Here is a 15,272-nt window from a genome sequence, read left to right on the forward strand (position 1 = left end):
ATGCAGGGAGCGCCAACCGGGAGCGCTGCACGCGACGACGAATCAGTCGAGTGCCGCCCAGTGTATGTGCAGGCCGGCAAAGAGCTGCCGGTCGAACGCCGGCGTCCACAGCGCCGGCCGTTGGTTCAGCAGATTGTTGCCACCCACGGACAACGTGGCGGTGGGGGTGATGCGCAACCGCCATTGTGCATCAACCGACAGCAGTGCGCCCTGGCGCCCGATGACCCCGGGCGCCGTGGAGAACGGCCCCGTAATGGGGGCGCCAGCGGGGATCCCCACGAGCGGCGCTCCGCCGGTGTAACGCACCGAAACATCGCCGGCGAGCCCCTGCAGCACCGCGAATTCCCGCGACGCACGGAAGCGCGCCGTATGGCTGGCCCGGCGATTGAGGGGGAGCCCGCTGGAGAGGTTGCGCGCCCGCAAATAGTCGTACCCCACCGTGAACTCGGCTCCCAGCAGATTCATCCGCGCGTTGGTCTCGATCCCCTGCGTGCGCGCACGGGACACGTTCACGTTGGCGTAGGTCTGGAAGCCGGCGGCGTTGTCTCCGCGATAGCTCCAGTCGACGAGATCCTTCACGTCGTTGCGGTACGCTTCCACATCCAGCGACCAGCGCAGCGACGGGGCCCACGTACCGCCGGCGCTGCCGCTCACCGAGCTCTCGGGACGCAGATCGGGATTGCCCACGATCTCGTACCCACCCGCCGGGTTGAAGAAGGTGTAGCGAATCTCCTTGAAACCGGGGGCCCGGAAACCACGCGCCACATTGCTGCGGAAACGCAGCGCCGGTGTCGCCTGCCACGCCAGCCCCACCGACGGATTGGCCGTGCTCCCCCACAAGGTGCTCGCGGTGTACCGCGCACCGGCGGTGAGCAGCACGTTGCCCATCGTCCACGAATCGCGCGCGAACACTTCGCTGATGTTCTCCCGCGCGCTGTCACCATCGACCTTGTCGGGAGCGACCAGCGTGCGCCGCGAATGCTGCACCCCGAGATCGAGGGCATGACGCCCGACCACCGTGGTATACGCCACCAGATACCGTTGCTGCCGCTCCTGCTGTTCCACCGAGTCGGCAGAGCCGCGAATGGGCAGCAGCCCGCGGGCCTGACGGTACTGGTAGCTGAAACGCTGCTGGAACGACCGTACGCGCAGGTGGCCACCCAGCGCCGGCCCCTGCACTTCAGCGAATCCCTGCGCACCGCGATTGTCGATGAAGCCGTTGAAGCTGGCATCGAGCGGAAACCGCTGGCGCTCCTGCGAGCCCTGCACGTCGAGACGCGCGGTCCACTGCGACCCGAGCGCCACGCGCACGTCACTACGCAGGTCGAAGATGCGGTTGAACGTGGACCCTGCCGCGTTGTAGCCGGTCACCCGATCGCTCTGCCGCCAGCCGCCATTCACGCGATAGCCTACCCGCCCCGCTGTGTTGCTGATGCCCAGCGAGGCTTCCTCGCGCCCGAGTTCCCCCTGCCGCGCCACACCGTCCACGGTGAGCGTGCGCGTGGGCGCCGCCTGCACGATGTTGATCACACCGCCCAGCGCGTCACTGCCGAATTCCACACTGCTGGGCCCCTTCGTGACTTCGATACGCTCGGCGGCAATGGTGCTCAGTCGCCCGATGTCGCGGCTCTCCACGAGCGAGCCCGCCACCGGCTCACCATCCACCAGCACGAGCACGCGCGAGTCATCGAAGCCACGGATGGAGATGCTTGTCTTGCTGGGAGGCGCCGGCAGCTCCTGCATGCCGGGCAACTGCCGCAGCAGCTGGTTCGCCGATACTGCCGCCACGGCATCGATTTCCTTGCGGTCGACCACCGTGACGCTGCGCGGTGATTCACTGGCACGAATGACGCGCTGGCCCATGGTGGTGGTGAAGACCGGCAGCACCGTGGCCAATGGTTCGAGTGCGATACGCCATTCACCCACCAGCCGTTCGGGGGTGACCACGAGGCGCTGTTCACGGTAGCCGAGCATACGCACCAGCAGCGTATCACCGGCGCGGGAGGGCGCGGCAAACCGCCCCTCGCCGTCGCTGCGGTGCCGCACGTTCCCACGCACCTGGCGCACCTCTGCCGACGCCACGGGGGCTCCGTCGGCACGCGACACCACGACGCCGCGCACCTGTGCAGCAGCGGTGGCCGGCGCCAGCCCCACGGCCAACGCCATCATCGCCACGACTGGCACCAGCTGACCCGCACACCGCATCAGCACCGAGCGGAACTCAGCGGATGCGCGCGTAGCGAATGGTCGGGAATCCGGCGGCTCCCGTTGCGCTGTAGTAGTCGATGAGCTGGAACTTCCAGACCCGTGTGCCGACCCTGGCGAAATACGTATTGAACGCCGGGTGCAGACGCTGCTGCCCGGTGAGGTCGTAGCGGAACGGCGCGCGAGGATCGAGGATCGAGTTCGGGATGGGGCCGAGCAGCTGCGACAGGAAGGGCACGTACTGCGGTGCGTCGTTGGCCACCGTTACGGCGGCAAAGGTTGGCGACGCGCCCCCCGGGTTGGTGCCCACGTTGCATGCCGTGTTCACCGTGATGGCGAGGCGCGTCGGGTCAGGGTTGAACTGGAAATCCCAGTTGCAGCCGCTGGGTGTGACGACGCTGTTGGTGGCAAGGCTGATCGCGCGCGTGGTGGTCCCGGGCACGACGACGAGCCGCTGCACGGCCCCGAGCGCCGTCCCCGTCTGCAGCCGCGACTCGAACACCACCGAGTCGGTGGCGCGCGTGCGATTGAATCCGATGGCGGCGTTGCGGAACACGGCAAACTGGCCATTGGCGAGGCGGATCTTCCAGAACTGGCCCGCGTTTGCCACGGGGACCCCCCCCAGGACGATATGCCCCTGCGGGTTGTCGGCGAGGCGGTCGGTCACGAACAGACTGTCGGCCGGCACCTGCGCGTCGCGCAGCGCGTCGAACGCTGCGAGCGTGTTGGCCGGCGTGAACGCCAGCACCTGCTGCGCGGTGGCATTCTGATTGTTGGCCAGCGTGAAGCCCAACACCGTCTTGCCGGCGCCGGTGGCCGGCGAGGCCAGCCGCACCTCGAACCGACGGAGCGCCAAGTCCCAATCGGCACTGCGTGGCACCAGCCCGCCGGAAGCAAAGCTGAAGTAGACGAGCGTGTCGTTACTGCTGGCGTTGAGCGGCGCGGTGGTGACCACCTCGTTGAGAGCCGGCTCACGACCGAGCGCGCCCGGGCCGGTGAGGTCGGCTTCGCCTTCGCAGGCGGTGAGGGTGAACAGGGCAGCCAGCGTGGCGACGGTATGGCGCGCCTGTCGGCGGCGGAAAAGCGCCGTCCCGGCAAGGGTCGGCGGCGTCGGAATCGTTCGGGAAAGCACCATGCCCGATCCTAGCAAAGCGGTCCTGCGGGTGGCATTCGTAATTGTCCGAGGGGTGACGTAGGGTATTCCCCTCCCCCCTAACCTTGAGCGCATGTCCCCCACTCCCCCTGCCCGCCCGGTCGTCGTCATCACCGGCGCCAGCTCCGGCATCGGCGCGGCGCTGGCAACCCGCCTGGCGCCCACCCATCACCTCGTGCTCGTGGCCCGACGCGCCGAGCCGCTCCGCGCGCTCGCCGGCACGCTGGGGTCCCCGGACGTCGTGACCGTCGCGGCCGATGTGACCGTGCGACAGGAGGTCGACGACATCGTCGACACCGCACTCGCCCGCTTCAGTCGCCTCGACGTCTGGGTGAACAATGTCGGGCGTGGCATCACGCGGGCGCCGTCGGCGCTCACCGATGCCGACGTCGACGACATGATGCGGGTCAACGTGAAGAGCGCGCTCTACGGCATGCAGGCGGTGCTCCCGCACTTCCGTCTCGTGGGGCGCGGCCACGTGATCAACGTGTCGTCCATGCTGGGGCGGGTGCCCACGGCCACCTTCCGCTCGGCCTACAGCGCGTCGAAGCACTTCCTCAACGCGCTCACCGCCACCCTGCGTACCGAAGTGCAGGAGACGCACCCGGCAATTCAGTTCTCGCTGGTGAGCCCCGGCGTGGTACGCACCGCCTTCGGCAGCAACGCCCTGCACGGCGGCCCGGACTCGCACACGCTCCCCAACTCACAAAGCGCCGAGGAGGTGGCGGAGGTCATCGCGCAGGTCATCGCCGATCGCCGACCGGATGTGTACACCCGGGCGGGGATGGCGGAGATGGTCGGCAGCTACCTGCGCGAGTTGGCCACCGATCCCTGATCACTACGGCGACGCCGACCACTTACGCGAGTGAATGCAGCGGGGGTGGAGTAAGCGGAAGCGTGAGAACGAAGGTGGTACTGGGAAGGGCCCCGGTATCCTCGACGATGAGCTCTCCACCCAGGAGTCGGGCCAGCTGCCGAGAGATACTGAGCCCCAGCCCCGACCCGGGCTGTGGACTCTCCCCTGCCGGCGCGCTCTTTCGCCAGAACGGCTCGAAGCAATGCTCCCGGTCGGCGGGGGACAGCCCTTCCCCTTCGTCCTGCACGGTCACCCGCACGTTGGCCAGCGACGGGGACTCGGGCCTTTCCAGCACCACATGCACGATGCCGCGGTGGGCGTACTTGATGGCGTTCGTGATGAGATTCACGACAATGCGTGTCACCTTGCCGGAATCGGTCTGCAGCACCACCGAGCCAGGAATGGGCGTGAAGACCACGGCCATGCCCGCCTGCTCAGCGAGCGGACGTGTCATGGCGATGGCCTCCTTCAGCACTTCGCCAAGATTCACCCGTTCCAGCCGTACCTGGTCCACCCCCGAATCGATACGTGCCTGCGCCAGCAGATCGTCGATGAGCGACATGAGATGCCGACCCGACGAGTGCATACGATTCAGCCGATGCTGTGCTGCGTCGGTGCTTCCGTCCAGGGCGCCACGGGCGATCACCTCGGCGTAGTTCATGACGGCGCTGATGGGTGACCGGAGTTCGTGACTCACGTTCGCCACGAATTCGGCCTTGTCGCGATTGGCCTTCTCGGCGCGTTCCCGCGCCTCCCGCTCGGCCACCTTGAGATGCGCACGCATGATGGCTTGCGCGCACATGATGCCGAGGGTGGTGACGAAGGCCCGCTCGTCCTCATCGAAGACGGGCACATGCGGCCATGTCAGCCCCAGGACCCCACGCAGTTCACCGTTCGCCCACACCGGCACCACGGCGGCAGCCCTGCCCCCGGCGCGGCGCAAGCTTGCCCCCCATTCCGGGAACTGCCGTTCCGCTTCGTCGACATCGAAGAACAGTGGCTCGCCGGTCCGGGCAACCTGTGCGAAGGGCAATGGCGAATCGAGCGTTCGCCACTCCAGCAGGTCACTCACCTCGGCGTCCACGCCGACGGAGTGTACCACGTGCAGACGGGCGGCCGGGCCCGGAAGCGCGGGCGGCTGCCCGGGGAGCGGGGGAAAGTTGCCCAGCGTGACCACGACGGCGCCTGTTGCCCCCAATGCCGTGAGCGCCTGCCGCTCGATGAGGTCGGCGGCAATCTCCGGCGTCAACGCGTCGGTGAGGGATCCACTCAGGGTGGACAGTGCGCGCAAACGCAAACTGGCGGAAGACACGGGTCCATCACCGCCAGTACCACCGCTGCCCGCAGCGCTGGGAGGAACCGGTCCCACCATATTCAATACCGGAATGCCGTTGGCCGACGGCCCGTACACCATGTGTGTACGCAACCGGAGACCTCACCGACCAAGATTTCCCACTGGGGGAATATACCGCCGCCATGCTCCGGTAGCGAGCGAGAGAACGCCTACGGCGAGAGACCCTACGGGATCGATTGCCCCCGCACCGCCGGATTGGCCTCGGGCCTGAGCCGCGCCGCCGCGACCGCTTTCACCGGCCGCTCGAAGGTGTCGAGAGACGGACCGAGTGTGGGTTCGCACACGCCTTCGGCGGTCTCGCGGATGAGCTGGTCTACCACGGCGCGAAGGTCTCCGGTGCGTGCATAGGTGGCCAACTGCCGCTGTGCGCTCGACCCCTCCTCCATGATGCGGAAGGCATACTCGACTTCCTTGCGGGTACCGAGCTCATCGAGCACGTCATCCAGGAACCACTCGATGAGCTCACGAATGAGCACCGGCGCCTCGAGCTCCGTCTTCTTGCCGAAGTCGATGAGCTTGCCACCCAGCCCGTAGCGCACGGCGCGCCACTTGTTCTCCTCGATGAGGTCGGAGGCGTACACGCGGAACGTCATGTTGTCGCGGCGCAGCTTCCACATCTTGGCGACTACGGCCTGCAGCATGGCGGCGATGCACACCGCCTCGTCCACACGCGTGTTCACGTCGCAGACGCGGAACTCGAGCGTGGGGTAGAGATGGTGAGGGCGCACATCCCACCAGATCTTCGATCCGTTGGGAATGGAGCGCGTCTTGGTGAGCGTATCCACGAGGTCGGCGTAGTCGCTCCACCCATTGAGGATGCGCGGCACGCCGGTCCGCGGGAAGTTCTTGAAGACGATGCTGCGGTAGGAATGCAGCCCGGTGTTGCGCCCGAACCAGAACGGCGAGGAGGTGGATAGGCAGAGGATGTGCGGCAGGATGTAGCGGGCTGCGTTGAGGCAGTCGATGCGGAACTCCTGATCCTCGATCCCCACGTGCACGTGCGTGCCGAAGATCAGCAGCCGGTGCGCGAGATCCTGCAACTCCGCCTTTACGCCGAGGTATCGCTCCTTCGGCGTCATCTCCATGTTCATCCAGTTGGAGAAGGGGTGCGTTCCGGCCGAGGCGATGGTGAGACCGTGCTCGCCCGCGGCGCGGATGACCAGTCCGCGCAACTTCACCAGCTCGGTGCGCAGCTCGGCAATGGACGCGCACGGCTTGGTGCCGATCTCCACCTGGCACTGGTGCAGTTCGGCCTTGACGTCGGCTTCCGTCGCAAAGGCACTCTGCACCAGCGAATCGAAACCGGGCGACAGGTCGCGCGTGACCGGATCGATGATCTGGTACTCTTCCTCAATGCCGACCGTGAGGGTGGGTCCCTTCATGGCGCCCCCACGCCCATGCGGGGCGCATGGGAAACGGGATTGTTGGCAGCCGCCCAGGTAGCCGCTGCGTCGATGAAGGCGCCGAACAGCTGCCGCGTATGTGGATCGCTCATTTCGAACACCTCCGGGTGCCATTGCACCCCCATGCAGAATCCATCGGTCTGCCCTTCGATCGCCTCAATGAGCCCATCGTCGGCGGTGGCGGATACCAGCAGGTCGCGGCCGAGCGTCTTGATTCCCTGATGGTGCATGCTGTTCACCGGGCAGCGGACGCAGTTGAGCATCTGCGCCAACCGACTCCCCTCCACCACGGTCACCTCGTGCGCGATATGGTCGCGCTCGAAGCCGGCGGTGGGGAAGAAATCGTGCTTGTGGAAGGTGGAGTTTTGTGATGCCAGGTCCTGCCACATGGTCCCGCCCTGCGACACGTTGATGATCTGCAGGCCGCGGCAGAGGCCGAGTACCGGCTTGCCCTCAGCGATGGCCCAGCGCACCAGCTGCAGTTCCACGAGGTCACGGGCGGGGTCGAGATTTCCACACTCCGGGCGCACCGACTCGCCGTACTCGGCGGGGTTGATATCCACGCCGCCGGGGATGAGCACCCCGTCGAGGCGCTCGTAGATGGCCCGCAGCGTGGGGAGATCGTCGTCGAGCAGCGGGATCATCCACGGCACGGCGCCGGCCGCCGTGGCCGCGTGGAAGTACCGCTGATTCATGACCCAGCTGGAGGGGAGCGCCGGCGGGATGCCATCTATTGAATGCAGCGTCTGCGTCGTCAGCCCGATCGTGGGGCGGTACGAGGGAAAATCAGCGGACATCAGCGCGACTCGACCAGGAATGTGGGGACGTTCGAACCTCCCCCCGCCGTGACGTTGAGGAGCGGATCCGTGGCAATGCGGGTCAGGCACCCGTTCACCGTGGTGCCGTTGGCGAGGAACGGCGCCGTGTCGAGCATGCGCTCGCCAATGTGCAGCGCTCCCTCCACCATCGCCGGCCACAGTTCGCTGGGTACCTCCACCCGCTCCTGCACGATATACGGCTCAGCAAGGGCTGTCTCGATGGCCCGTTGCCAGGTGGCATCATCCACGGTCCAGCCCAGCACAATGCCCTTGCCGCCGTACTCATCGTTGGGTTTGAGGACCATCGACTCCCGCCGTGTCGCGATGAACGGGAGCAAATCGACGGTGTGCTCCCCCCCCGCACTGTCGCGATACTGCGTGTGTCGCGCCTCCACCACACGGGTCCACGGCACATGGGCCTGCACCGCGGCGTGCTCGTCGGCGGAGAACAGCTGAGCCTGGCGCTCATCACTTAACACAGCGAGTGAGGCCTTTTTATGCAAAAGCTTGCAGCGAAACGGGTTGACCATGCACACCGCACGCGCTCTCACCGCCTGAACGACTGGTGAATCGAGGCCACATCGGGTAACGAGCTCGTCAATGAGGACGCGCTTGTATATGAACGTGACCGGCCGGCCGGCAACCGTGAGCTGCCCATTTCGATACTCCGCTTCACGCGGATCACCGATGAAGACCGGAATCCCCCGCGCCTGCAACTCCCGCTCGAAGAGCACGAATTCGCTGTAGGTGGGGACATCGCGCCAATCCAGAATGCACACCTGCGGGAGCTCCTTGGTGCCCCGCCATTCTCCCCAGGCCTGCAGCAGCGCATCCACCACCCCCGCGGCAGCGGGAATGGGGAGCACGATGTGCTCGCGGGTGAACGCCTGCATCCCGGGCAGTGCCAGGAAGGCGCGCGAAAGCGCATCGTTGTACGCCGCGCCGGCCGGCGTCTCGGCGTTGTACTCGGTGAACTTGAGGCCGGTTGGGCCCGCCCCGGACACAAAGAACGCGTCCAGGCGCGAAGTGGGACTGGCCGTCCGGAACCCCGGATCGGCATGAATCACCTGCTCCTCCCAGCTGGTCAGGCCGAACTGCGCCCGCAGCCCCGCGTCAGCCATGGCCGCCAAACGCACCTTCTCGAACGCCGATCCCACCAACGCGCAGGCCTTCCCCAGCAACCGATACTCAGCGAGCGACAGGAAACGCGGCCGCAGCACGCCGCACAGGGGCCGCTCGCCAAAAAAGAGCCCCTGGTCACGAAGCTGCTGTATCAACACGGCTGCGGAATCGGCCGCGAGCGAGCCGGTAGCGAGCGTGTCGTGGTAGCGGGCGACAGTTGCCGTGGACATCGCTATTTCGTGATCAGCGACGACGTGGACGCGGACACGCCGGGGGCAGACGTTGCCTGCCCGGACGATGGCGCCGGCGGTGCGCCGATGATGGGAACGGCCCCGTCGCCGGTGGCGAGAACGGGGCGCGGCGCCGTGGCCAGGCGGATTGCCAGGTCGGCCATATGCTCCACCACCCAGTCGAAGTAGCTCGGGGTGAGCGAGTTGATGTCCATGTCCGGCGCCGGATTCATGAAGTCGATCGCGTAGGGAATGCCGTCCTTCACGGCGAACTCGACCGTGTTCATGTCATAACCCAGCGCCCGGCACAGGGTGAGGGCGTCGCGCACGCACCGATCCTCCAACGCCTTGCCCAGATATCCCGGGTCAGGGATGTAACGACGCTGCCCAGGATCGTAGGGCATGGGAAGCACGTATTCACGCCCCAAGACCATGCAGCGGACGTAGGCGTCCCACTTCACGAACTCCTGGACCACCATGGTCAACAGCCCGCTGCTGTTGTAGTGCTGCAGCAGTTCTTCCATGGAATGGCACACGTACACGTCACGCCACCCGCCGCCGTGCGCATCCTTGAGCACACAGGGAAAGCCGATGTGCTCGGCCACGCCGCGCCAGTCGAGGGGGTACGACAGGTTGCGCAGCGATTCGGTATGGGAGATCCCGGGGATGTAGTCCTTGTTGGGGAGGACCATCGTCTTCGGGTGGGCGACCCCGTTCTGGATGGCCAGCGTGGCATCGTAGAACTTGTCGTCGGCCGACCACATGAACGGGTTGTTCACCACCGTCACCCCCATGCGCGTGGCATGCTTGAGGAAGGTGCGGTAGAAGCCCACTTCGTGGCTGATGCGGTCAATGATGAGCGTGTACGGCACGGGCTGCCCCATGCGCGTCGCGTCGAGCTTGATGTAGTCGGCCGACACGCCGCTCTGGCGACGGTTGACGGCGTCGAGAAACGCCGGCGGGAACGACCATTCCCGGCCGACGAGCAATCCAATGCGCGGTTCGATGGACACGATGATGGCTCCAATGGCAAGACGGGTGAGTATCGCCACTATGGGGACTTGCCCGTCCGTCCGCCAGCAGCGCGGACGGTGCAGCCTGATCCCGGCGCATGCTGTGACAAAGGCTGTGCGAGGCTATTCCCGGCGGTCCGAACGCGGCAGGTGAGCGAACTCGACCGTTACGCCACTGGCCAGGACTGGTGCAGTCCGCTGCCTCGGAAAGCCTGTGTTGGCAAACAAGGAAAGAGCAGTTTTGTGAGCAACTGCCGTGTGGACAAATCACCCCCTGCCGCCCGAAAACGGCAGGGCATCACGAAGCCGTTTATCCACAGGGGGGCTGGGCGCAGGTGCGGTCCCAAACGCCACTTACGTGGTTTTCCACACGCTTTCCCACACATATCTACAGTGCTGTCAACAACTTAGGAGGCAACCAGCGTATTGCGTGGGCGCCTGGATCGTCATAACATCCCCGCCCATCGACGACGCGATTCACTTCGGGAAATCGGTGGTCACGTTCCTGCCCCCTCACGGAATAGAGCTATGCACGTCGTCGCCATTGACGCGCCAATCGGTCCGATGGAGCTCGCGCCCATCACAAGCCTGCCAATCCACACGGAAGTGCGTGCGGACCGAATCAGTGCGTTCTGGACGGATGATGACCGCTACGTAGTGCGATCGGAGGGCGACCATGGCGTCGCCTGGTATCGCATCGACGCCGAACAGGAGACGGACGTGGAGGCTGCCATGGCGGCCTCCCTCGAGGCCCGGCGCGCCCTTGGCGCCCTCATGGCCGACATCATCCCCCTGGGTGGGGGGCGCGTGGCGTTTCCGGTGGGCAGCACCGGTCGTCGCGTGTATCGGGTCTGGCGTGCCGCCAAGGGCGGCACCGCGCGGACTAGAATCCTGGGAGTTCGAGCTGCGCGGTCACGCCGCCTGCCAGCGTAACGCCGGCAGCCTGCAACCACGCCAGCAGTACGTCCTGCCCATGATCGCCTGCCATCGCCGAGCGGGCTGCACTGAGATGCAGCTTGAACTCGGCACTCACATCGGGAAGCGTCCGTCTCAGCACCGCCACCGTGAGCAGCTCGGTGGCGTCGGCCAGATGCCGGATGGCGAACTCCGTCATGCGCGCGCGCAGCGCCGCCGCATTGTGCACCGGTCCGTCGCCGGGCACCTCGTGGTCGGCCCGGCGCTCGCGGAATGCGGCCAGCCTGGAACGGGTGGCGGAGAGCATGGGCAGCTCATCGCCGGCGTTATCGGGGAGCACGGCGACGGGCGCCCCCATGAGGCCCAGCCAGGCCATCCAGAGGGTGCCACGGGCGTACGGCTCCCACGGCTCGTGCTCGAGCCGGTGCGCCAGACGCTTCACCGTATCGGCAATGTGCGCCCGGGCTTCCCACCAGCGCACGTAGGCATCGGTCTGGCGGCTGACCAGCGCCAGGGCGCCCAGCTTGAGCGCCCACTTGACGGCGGATTCGCCGTCGTCGAGCGGCGGGCGCAGGGCGGCGGCGCACCGAAAGGCGCGAGCCGCTCCCAGCGCCAGTACGGCCTGTGCCAGATCCCTGGCCGCACTGGGGGTGGGCTGCAGAGCGGCGTCGAGTTGGCCGAGGGCGGCGAGTTCGTAGGCGGTGCCCAGCAGGGCCAGCCCGTCGGCAATCGGCTCGCCGAGTCCGTCGCCGTCGCGCAATGCCGCCGCGTCGGCGCGCTCCAGCAGCAGCGCGCGGCGTTCGGCGGGAATGGCGGCGACGGCCCAATGCTCATCGAGCGTGGTCCGGGCCAGTTCGGCCAGGGCCCGCGCGGCGAGGTCACGATCTGCGGCCGGGGTGAGGACGGGCATCCAGCCTCCGTAAGGGGAGAGCTCGAACGGGGTCCTGCGGGGAAGCGAGCACGAACACCGTAGCGACCAGCCGGTCGCTGCGGACTGCGTACGACGGCCGCGCGACCAGAATCGGGAACGCGGCCGGCACCACCGAAACACCAGCACCAACCAACGCACCAGCAGCAGCATGCGGCTCAGCCGCACGCTGTGCATCGCCATCACTGTCGCATTTATGTAACAGCTCGGCGTCTGTCAAGGGTACTGTCGCGATTCTGTCCGCAGCAGCCCAGCCAGCCGCCCTCTCCGAGGAAGTCGCGTGGGATTCGAGTCGTCGCAGGTGGCACGTCGTCGGTTGGCCGCCCTGGCCGCAACCAATGGCCGTATTCAGGAGGCGCTCGCGCCCTCCCAGTTCCCGGGGTTGAGCGCGTCCGCCAAGGGGAGCCCCCTTGGCCCGCGTGCCGATCGTCCTGATGCGACGAGCGTGCCAGCCTCGAGCGCGGCGCTGGTCCAGCACCTCGATCATCTGGCGCACGACATCATGACCACCCCCGGCGCTGGCGGCGCCCTCATCGCGGCGTATGCGGCGCAGGCCCGGGCGCTTTCGATGGTGGTGGAGGCGGCCCGTCGGGCGGGCACGGGGCCCATGCCGGCGTCGGTGATTGCGGCCGTGCAGGAAGCGCTGGCGGCGCCGAGCCCGTTCCCCCGGCCCATGGCGGGCTGACTCGTTCAGAACTGCGATCCGGGGAATCGAGTGGGAGAGTCGAGAGGCTGAGGGGGAGACGTGAGCCCGGATAGCTGTGAGGCGGAGGGTTCCAGCGGCGAGAGTTGAGGTCACCTCCTCAACTCTCACTTCGGGAACCCTCCGCCTCACAGCTATCCGGGCTCAACTCGTTCGCCTGAGCTCGCGACTCTCAGCGGCTGCCGCTGAGGGCTCAGAACTCAGCGCTCAGTTGTCCCCCTTCACATCGACCTTCTTTTCGGCTTTCGGGTCTTCCAGCGTCTCCAGCACCTGACGCCACGAGAACTTGCTCCCCTTGCCGAGGACGTAGTAGTCCATCCACGCCATCTCCGACATGGACTTCACCAACCGGTTGCGGGCGTCGGGAATACCGTGCGAAGCGCCCGGATACATGAACAGCTCCGTGGGCACCCCCACCCGCTTGAGCCCCATGTGCAACTCCACGCTCTGGGGGCTCGGGACGCGCGGGTCCCCCTCCACCACGTGAATCATTGTGGGGGTCTTGGCATTGCGGATGAACTGGATGGGTGACTGCCGCCAGTAGGCGTCGAAGTCGTCGTACGGCAGCTTGTCGCCCAGGTAGTGCTGGCGGTTTCGCTGCACATCCGACTGCGCGTACATGGAGATCCAGTTGGACGTCCCGGCGCCGCTCGAGATGGCCTTGAAGCGCGTGGTGTGCGTGAGGATCCAGTTGCTCCAGTGGCCACCGGCGCTCCACCCCAGCACCCCCATCTTCGTGCTGTCCACCAGCCCCGTGCCAATGAGATGGTCGACCCCCGTCATGATGTCCTGGTAGCCGGGGTCGAAGTAGTTGCCCACGATGCCGTTCTTGTGCGCTTCACCGTAGTTGGTGCTGCCACGATAGTTGGGCATGAGCACCGCCCACCCCTGCCCCGCGTACACCTGGGCACCGTAGCCGCCGTTGAAGGTGAGCTGGTCGGCCGCGGCGGGGCCGCCGTGAATGGCCACCAGCAGCGGGTATCTCTTTCCGGGCTCGTAGCCCACCGGCTTCACCAGCACGCCCCCCACCGGCTTGCCGTCGGTGCTGGTCCAGGTGACCTCGGTTTCCTCGCCAAGGGCGATCTGCTCCCGCACCCACGGGTTCACATCGGTGAGCTGCACCCACGCCGCCTTCTTCGGCAGCTCCAGCAGCGAGGCGACCGTGTAGAGCGCTGGCGCGGTGACGGGGTCCTGATAGTTGATGAGCAGGCGCTTGGTGTCGGCGTCCTGCGCTACGCTCACCACCCCCTGCACCGCCGTGACCGGCTTCACCTTGCCCGTGGCCACGTCCATGGCGAACAGCTGTTGGGTGGCCTTGAGCCCCTCGTTGAAGTAGATCGTGCGGCCGTCCGCCGACCAGAACTCGGCCGAGACGTCGCCATCGAGATCCCCGATCTTCCGGAACGGCGCCCCCTTGGCCGCCACGTCGCGGACATACACGCGACGGTTCTTCATGTTGTACTTCGTGAGGTCGTCCGACCCCGAGAAGGCGATGGTGCGGGAATCGGGAGAGAAGCTCAGCGGGCTTTCCCCGTTCTCGTCATTGGTCGTGAGCCGTTCGATGCCGTTCCCCTGCGTGTCCAGCAGGAAGACGTCGGCGTAGATCCCCTCTTCGGTGATGTTGCGCTTGTACCGGTTGTTGGGCACGGCGTTGAAGCCGATCCAGCGGCCATCGGGTGACACGGTAAAGCCGGTCACCGCCATGCCGGTGTCGCGCGTGAGCCGCGACGTGGTGTAGGAGGAGCTGGTGAGATCGAGCGCCCACAGCGAGACCGTGGGTTCTTCCTGATTGCGGATGTTCACCGTGAAGCGCTTCTCGCGGCGCAGGCGCTCATCGGTGTCCACGGTGTCGGCCGACAGGAAGTAGATCCGCTTGGAGTCGGGGGCCACACGCCACTCCCCCACGCCGGTCCGGTGCTTCGTGAGCTGTGCCGGCACCAGCGAATCGAGCGGGGTACCGGCCGCGAGCTTGGCCACGGGCAGCGCATACAGCTGCTCCTCGGTGGCCTTGCCGCTGCGGTAGACCAGCCACTGGCCGTCCTTGGTGAAGGCGAAGGTGGACACCCCCTGCGTCGCGTTCGTGATGCGACGCGCCTCGCCGCCGTCGGCGCGCATCAGGAACAGCTGCTGCTGGCTGCCGCTGGCCGCCGGGGCTTCCCGATTGGAGGTGAACACAAACCACCCGCCGGCAGGGGCCCAGCGCGGGCTCCCTTCGTTCTTGGTGGTGGTGAAGGTGAGCTGCTTCGAGCTCGCCACGCCGCGGTCGGTGGCCACCACGTGAATGTCGGACTGGCTGGTGGCCTCCTTCCAGTCGGGCGTGCTTACCGTGTACAGCAGCTGCTTGCCGTCGGGGGAGACGGCGGGGGCCCCGGCGCTGCGCAGGTACTGGGCGTCGAGGAAGCTCATGGGCCGCTTGGCCGCACCGCCCTGCGCCTGCAGCGCGGCAGCCGAGAGCAGGGACAGCAGCAGCGGCGGGAGGGTCCGCGAAGGGCGGCCCGCGAAGGTCAACCGAACCGGCATGGTGTGGGACTCCAGCAAGAGGGAATGGGGGGCGCCACCATCTTGCACCCGG

Annotated in this window: 12 protein-coding genes; 3 read left to right on the plus strand and 9 right to left on the minus strand. The window is 66.8% G+C overall.

Going from position 1 to position 15,272, the window contains the following annotated elements:
* Nucleotides 1-42: 42 nt before the first annotated feature.
* The gene (locus tag O9271_RS08525; protein WP_298269307.1) at nt 43-2,205 is read right to left on the minus strand and encodes a TonB-dependent receptor; all 2,163 of its coding nucleotides are present in this window, start codon (nt 2,203-2,205) and stop codon (nt 43-45) included.
* Nucleotides 2,206-2,221: 16 nt separating this feature from the next.
* Nucleotides 2,222-3,340, minus strand: a complete 1,119-nt coding sequence (locus tag O9271_RS08530; RefSeq protein ID WP_298268292.1) for an HmuY family protein — start codon at nt 3,338-3,340, stop codon at nt 2,222-2,224.
* A gap of 91 nt (nt 3,341-3,431) precedes the next feature.
* Between O9271_RS08530 and O9271_RS08535 the strand changes: the two genes are divergently transcribed.
* Nucleotides 3,432-4,193 (plus strand): SDR family NAD(P)-dependent oxidoreductase, encoded by a 762-nt coding sequence (locus tag O9271_RS08535; protein ID WP_298268294.1) that lies wholly within the window; start codon nt 3,432-3,434, stop codon nt 4,191-4,193.
* Nucleotides 4,194-4,215: 22 nt separating this feature from the next.
* On the opposite strand, the gene O9271_RS08540 is transcribed toward O9271_RS08535, so the two are convergent.
* From O9271_RS08540 to O9271_RS08560, 5 genes are all read right to left on the minus strand, one after another.
* Entirely contained in the window at nt 4,216-5,526 is a 1,311-nt protein-coding gene (locus tag O9271_RS08540) for a GAF domain-containing sensor histidine kinase (protein ID WP_298268296.1), read from the minus strand.
* 206 nt (nt 5,527-5,732) lie between these two features.
* Nucleotides 5,733-6,950 carry a carboxylate-amine ligase gene (locus O9271_RS08545; protein ID WP_298268298.1) on the minus strand — a complete coding sequence of 406 codons (1,218 nt, stop codon included), beginning with the start codon at nt 6,948-6,950 and terminating at the stop codon, nt 5,733-5,735.
* Entirely contained in the window at nt 6,947-7,768 is an 822-nt protein-coding gene (locus O9271_RS08550) for a gamma-glutamyl-gamma-aminobutyrate hydrolase family protein (protein WP_298268300.1), read from the minus strand. The genes O9271_RS08545 and O9271_RS08550 overlap by 4 nt, the downstream gene beginning before the upstream one ends.
* The gene (locus O9271_RS08555) at nt 7,768-9,141 is read right to left on the minus strand and encodes a hypothetical protein (protein ID WP_298268302.1); all 1,374 of its coding nucleotides are present in this window, start codon (nt 9,139-9,141) and stop codon (nt 7,768-7,770) included. Before O9271_RS08555 ends, O9271_RS08550 begins: the two co-directional genes overlap by 1 nt.
* A 2-nt stretch (nt 9,142-9,143) precedes the next feature.
* Nucleotides 9,144-10,193, minus strand: a complete 1,050-nt coding sequence (locus O9271_RS08560) for a hypothetical protein (protein WP_298268304.1) — start codon at nt 10,191-10,193, stop codon at nt 9,144-9,146.
* Between the two features lie 618 nt (nt 10,194-10,811).
* On the opposite strand from O9271_RS08560, the gene O9271_RS08565 reads away from it, so the two are divergent.
* Entirely contained in the window at nt 10,812-11,087 is a 276-nt protein-coding gene (locus tag O9271_RS08565; RefSeq protein WP_298268306.1) for a hypothetical protein, read from the plus strand.
* On the opposite strand, the gene O9271_RS08570 is transcribed toward O9271_RS08565, so the two are convergent.
* Nucleotides 11,038-11,979, minus strand: coding sequence for a hypothetical protein (locus O9271_RS08570; RefSeq protein WP_298268308.1), 942 nt, complete (start codon nt 11,977-11,979; stop codon nt 11,038-11,040). The genes O9271_RS08565 and O9271_RS08570 overlap by 50 nt on opposite strands.
* A 298-nt stretch (nt 11,980-12,277) precedes the next feature.
* Between O9271_RS08570 and O9271_RS08575 the strand changes: the two genes are divergently transcribed.
* On the plus strand, nt 12,278-12,682 hold the full coding sequence (locus O9271_RS08575; RefSeq protein WP_298268310.1) for a hypothetical protein: 405 nt from the start codon (nt 12,278-12,280) through the stop codon (nt 12,680-12,682).
* A 225-nt stretch (nt 12,683-12,907) separates the two neighbouring features.
* Here O9271_RS08575 and O9271_RS08580 read toward each other — a convergent pair whose 3' ends face one another.
* Nucleotides 12,908-15,220, minus strand: a complete 2,313-nt coding sequence (locus tag O9271_RS08580) for a S9 family peptidase (RefSeq protein ID WP_298268312.1) — start codon at nt 15,218-15,220, stop codon at nt 12,908-12,910.
* Between the last annotated feature and the right edge of the window lie 52 nt (nt 15,221-15,272).

The sequence above is a fragment of the Gemmatimonas sp. genome, assembly GCF_027531815.1.
GTDB lineage: Bacteria > Gemmatimonadota > Gemmatimonadetes > Gemmatimonadales > Gemmatimonadaceae > Gemmatimonas.